Below are 4,511 nucleotides of genomic sequence, written 5' to 3'. Positions count from 1 at the left end.
GGGCGGAAGGTCAAGGCCACCGTGCAGCTGCCCCCCGCCACCAGTTGCATGCCCTTGGTGCAGGTGCCGCCGGCGATGGCGAAATCACTGCCCGCGGTGACGCCGATGTCTCCCAGCACCAGGGCCGCTGTCGCGCTCGCCGCATTGCCAACGGTGACGGTCTGGACCGGCGTGGTCTGGCCGATGGGCTGGGTGCCGAACTGGAGGCTGGCCGGCGACACCGTCGGGCTGGGCGCAGCCGCCACCGGCAGGTAGACCGGCGTGCCGCCCAGCTTGCCGGCGATGTAGGCGGCCAGGTCGTTGAATTCCGTGTCGCTCAGCCGTCCGCTGAGGAACTGCATCTGGCTTTGCGCGCTGATGGCCGACTTGATCTTGCCCGCGTCAATGCCGTTGGTGATGCGGTTCTGCGCCCCGCTGGGCAGCGTGCCGTGGCAGGCCGAGTTCGAGCAGCTGCGCTTGGCGCTGACGAGGGTGGCAATGTAGAGGTTGCCGCCGTTGCTGGCGTCCTGCGCCCAGGCGCCAGTCCAGCAGAAGGCCAGCGCGGCCAGGCAGGCCGCGGTCCGTAAGACTCGCCACATCGCGTCAGGCCCTCAGCCAGGGCAAGTCCTGCCCAGCCACATTCCAGATCGCGTCGGTATGGTCGCCGTTCGCGCCGCGCACGTTGGGGTAGCCCACCACCGTGGTTTCCTGCTCGGAGCGGGTCACGCCCATGGCGCGCAGGATCATGCCCATCCACTGGTTGTAGATCAGGCCCGAGTACCAGTGCGGGTCGGAAGACCAGCTGAACGATGTGAGGTCGCGATAGTCCAGGTACTGCCCCGTCTTGAAGTAGCCGCCGGCGTTGCCCAGGCTCACCACCGGAATGCAGCGGTTGTGGTGGTGCCCCGGGTTGCCGCCTGAGCCCAGTTCGAAGGCACTGGCGAGCAGCGTCTTGTCGAAGATGGTCGCGCCATCTGCGGTGGTGATCTGGTCCAGCTTGTTGGCGAGGTTGAGCATCGCGCCCTCGAACTGCAGTTGCACGGCAGCATTGAAGCCGGCGCGGCGAGCGGGGTCGTCCAGCGCGTGGGCATAGTTGTTGTGCCAGGCGAATTCAGAGTCCGGCCCGAAGGTGTAGGTGTTGGGGCCGCAGACGTAGACACGGCTGATGCCGGCCGCAAAGGCTGCTGCAACGATGTCGTTCCAGAGCTTTTCGCAGGCGGCCTGCTGCTCTGGTTTTCCGTAGAAGCCCTCGGCGGCTTCGACGGCCGATGTGTCGGTGGTCGGGCGCGGGAAGCTGCTGCCGTTGGCCGTGCTGGTCACCTGGCCCTGCACGTCGCTCAAGAGGTCCAGGTAGTTGGACAGCCGGTTGCGGCAATCGGCAGAGCAGGCCGGATCGGACATCACCAGGTCGGCATGTTCCTTGACCCGGTCGACCAGCACGATGGACGGCTCGCCTGGCGTGGTGGTGGTGCCGAACAGGCGGTCGAACAGCTTGACGTTGCTTTCGGCGGTCTGCTCGGTCTGCGTGGTGCTGGTGTTGTTGCCGGTGCCGTTGCCCGACAGCGAGACCAGGTTGCGCACGATGGCGCCCTGTGGTGGCCGCGCGGGATAGAAGCCGGTCGAGCGTGCCAGCACCTGGTCGATGCTGGGGCTGCCGCCGTCGCCGCCCAGCGAATAGCCGCGGTTGTGGCCCACGCTGGTGTGGTAGTCCAGCCCGTTGATGACGTTCATGCGCGACAACATGCGGGGCGACAGGGCACTGGCGGCGGCGCTGAGGATGTCGCTGATGACCACCTTGTCGCCGGAGGTCTTGGACTGCAGCGGCATGCCGCGCACAGCGACGCCGCCGGCAGTCGTGGTCTGGCTGGCGGCGAGGTCGAGCAAAGGGCCGTAGAACTGGCTCTGGAACACACCGTGCCAGGTGGTCATGTGCACGAAGTAGCGCTCGGCGCTGAGGGCCGCCTGGGCGGCTGCACGGGCTTCGCGCGGCAGCAGCGAGGGCAGCAGCGGCAAGGCCAGTGCCGTGCCGCCGCCGATCAGGAACTGGCGCCGCGTCAAAGGGTTGTAGGCCGGCTTCATGGCGCCACCTTCGCGGTCATCTGGAACTCCTTGCGCAGCGCGATGGCGGCCATCAGACGACGGATGTTGGTGCCGCTGGCGGCTTGCTGGCGCAGCGCCTCGATCAGCTCGGCGTCATCTGCGGTGTCGGCGCGGCCGAAGGTGTAGCGGGCGTAGTTGCGGGCGAAGCATTTCTCGAAAGCGCCGCTGTCGAGCATCAGCTGCTGTGCTTCGCTGGCGGTGGCCACCGAGCGGGCAGCGATGCCGGCCAGCGTGGCCACCGCCGCGGTGTCGATCGGCTTTTCGCCCATCACGTTGCCGTTGTCATCGCGCACCACCTCGGTCTGGCGCAGGCGCCCCAGCGCATCGAAGTGCTCGAACACGAAGCCCAGGGGATTGATCTGCGCCTGGTGGCAGCCGATGCAGGAGGTGCCTTCCATCTGGGTCACGCGCTCGGTGCGTTGGCGGGTGGTCAGCACGCCGCTGAGATCAGCCTTGGCGTTGGACTGGTCCATCGCCGGCGGCGGCAGCGTCTGGCAGGTGAGCGCGTTCAGCACGCGGATGCCGCGGCGGATGGGCAGCGTGGTGTCGGACGAGCCGTTGGCGATCAGGCCGATGCGGGTGGTCAGGCCCACCCGCTGCGATTCGGTGAACAGCGGGGGCGTGGACTTGCCGTCCCAGACGGCGGTGTTGTAGAGCGTGGCGATGTCCGCAGTGCGGGCGAAGGCGTGGCGGTCGGTCAGCAACTGCTGCAGCGAGCCATCGCGCGATGAGACGTAGGACACCATGTCCAGCACTTCGTTGATGGCCGCATCCCGGGTGGTGGACAGCGGTTTGTAGCTGCCCGCGAAGGCATCGAATTTCGCGTTGCCGACCTTGCCGTTCATCGCCACCAGTTCTTCGAGCTTGAACCAGCTGCTGAAGAAGCGCCTCGTCGGCGCCTCGGCGCGCGCATCGGCGGCCAGCCGGGCCACCTGGGCCTGGTAGACCGCCGGGTCCAGCAGGCTGCCGTCGTCGGCCGCGCTGGCCAGCGGGGCATCGGGCACGGTGTCCCAGAATTGATAGGACAGGCGCGAGGCCACTTCGTGAGCGGTCAGCGGGACGCATTGGCCATCGCCTCCGCTCGTCTGGCCCAGTTCGACGCGCAGGTAGAAGCTGGCCGAGGCCATCATCGTGGCCAGCACCTTGGACATGGCTTCCGGTGTCTTCGCGCCACCGGCCGCAGCCACGTAGACCGCGACCTCGGCGTCCGTCATCGGCCGGCGGAAGAACAGGCGCCCGGCACGGCGGGCAAAGCTGGCCATGCAGGTGTTGGCGTCGCTGCCGCAACTGCCGAGCAGGCTGGTCACGCGTGCGGGGTCGGCCGTGACGGCCTTGGCCAGCGTCTGGGCTGCCTGGTGCAGCGCAGTCGCCTGGCGGGCGCTGAGCGCCGTGTCCAGTCGTGCGAAGCCTGTGTGGCGGGTGCTGTCGGGGTCGACCAGCGTGTCGGGCGGAAACTGCGCCTGATCGACCACGGTCGACTCGACGGTGGCGGCCAGGGTGGCATCGCCGGTAAATTGCTGTATCGCATCTGTGAGCGAGTTGGTCAGCTGGATGCGGGTCAGCCGGCGAGGCGCGCCGGCTGCATGGCAGCCCGGGAAATGCGTGCTGCCTGTCTCCGCGGCCGCCACCGCCTGCACCTGGGCATGCGGATCCATGCCTCGGGTGTAGGTGGTGGTGACGACGTTGACCGGGCTTGAACCGCCGCTCCCCGACGTGGACGCACCATCCCCTCCGCTGCCGCCGCATGCAGCCAGGGCAGCCGCAAGAACGGCTGCCCAAACCAGTTTCTTCATGTGTCCCTCAACGTTCTCTTCTGCGCGGCCATCGGCGGCAACGCAGCCCTGGATTCGTCATCCGCTCTGGTGAGCGCTTTTTCTTGTCTTGCAGAAATGGTGCCACCCGCCGGGTGCTGAATCGAATGCCGATGCCAGCCGACAAACTTCGAAACATCGAGTCACTTCTTGTGCCGCATCCTGGCGATGGCGAAGCGCCGCTGCCCAGCGCGCTGGCAAGTCAATTCGGCTCGATGGACGCACCGGGCGGATGGCGCTGCCGGACACCCTTGCGGCATGCCCTGAGACACGGACGTTCAGTTACTTCTGTAAAAGAGATGCCTTTTGGTGAGCCAGGGGCGGCCTGCGGGCGGGGCCATCCCGCTGGCGCGTGTGACCAATCTCGTCGCGCTCCGGTGACCAATTCCGTCGCCTGGCAGGCGCTTGCGCCCTGCGTCATCGCGCCTCATGTCACGGCTGTGCGGCGGGGCTTGGGGGCAGGCTGCGCAGGTAGAGCTGCAAGGCGTCCAGTTCCAGGTCGCTCATCTGGCTGAGCGACTCGAAAGGCATGCTGCGGCTGACGGCGCTGTGGTCGGGCCGGGTGCCGGTGCGCATCAGCCGGCGGAACAGCGCAGGGTCGGCATAGGCGGCCATGCCGCT

Annotated in this window: 3 protein-coding genes and 1 pseudogene; all 4 read right to left on the bottom strand. The window is 67.7% G+C overall.

Annotation, left to right across the window (positions count from 1 at the left end; translation table 11 throughout):
- On the bottom strand, nt 1-578 hold a 578-nt coding region (locus FKP22_RS21965), incomplete at its 3' end, for a choice-of-anchor D domain-containing protein (RefSeq protein WP_141289819.1).
- A gap of 4 nt (nt 579-582) precedes the next feature.
- Nucleotides 583-2,058 carry a DUF1552 domain-containing protein gene (locus FKP22_RS21960; RefSeq protein WP_141289818.1) on the bottom strand — a complete coding sequence of 492 codons (1,476 nt, stop codon included), beginning with the start codon at nt 2,056-2,058 and terminating at the stop codon, nt 583-585.
- Nucleotides 2,055-3,734 (bottom strand): DUF1592 domain-containing protein, encoded by a 1,680-nt coding sequence (locus tag FKP22_RS21955; RefSeq protein ID WP_170201008.1) that lies wholly within the window; start codon nt 3,732-3,734, stop codon nt 2,055-2,057. The genes FKP22_RS21960 and FKP22_RS21955 overlap by 4 nt, the downstream gene beginning before the upstream one ends.
- 588 nt (nt 3,735-4,322) lie before the next feature.
- Nucleotides 4,323-4,511: pseudogene (locus FKP22_RS32435) on the bottom strand (c-type cytochrome); the annotation flags it as partial.

The sequence above is a fragment of the Ideonella azotifigens genome, assembly GCF_006519715.1.
GTDB lineage: Bacteria > Pseudomonadota > Gammaproteobacteria > Burkholderiales > Burkholderiaceae_C > Ideonella > Ideonella azotifigens.
This window is presented reverse-complemented; position numbering and strand designations above follow the sequence as displayed.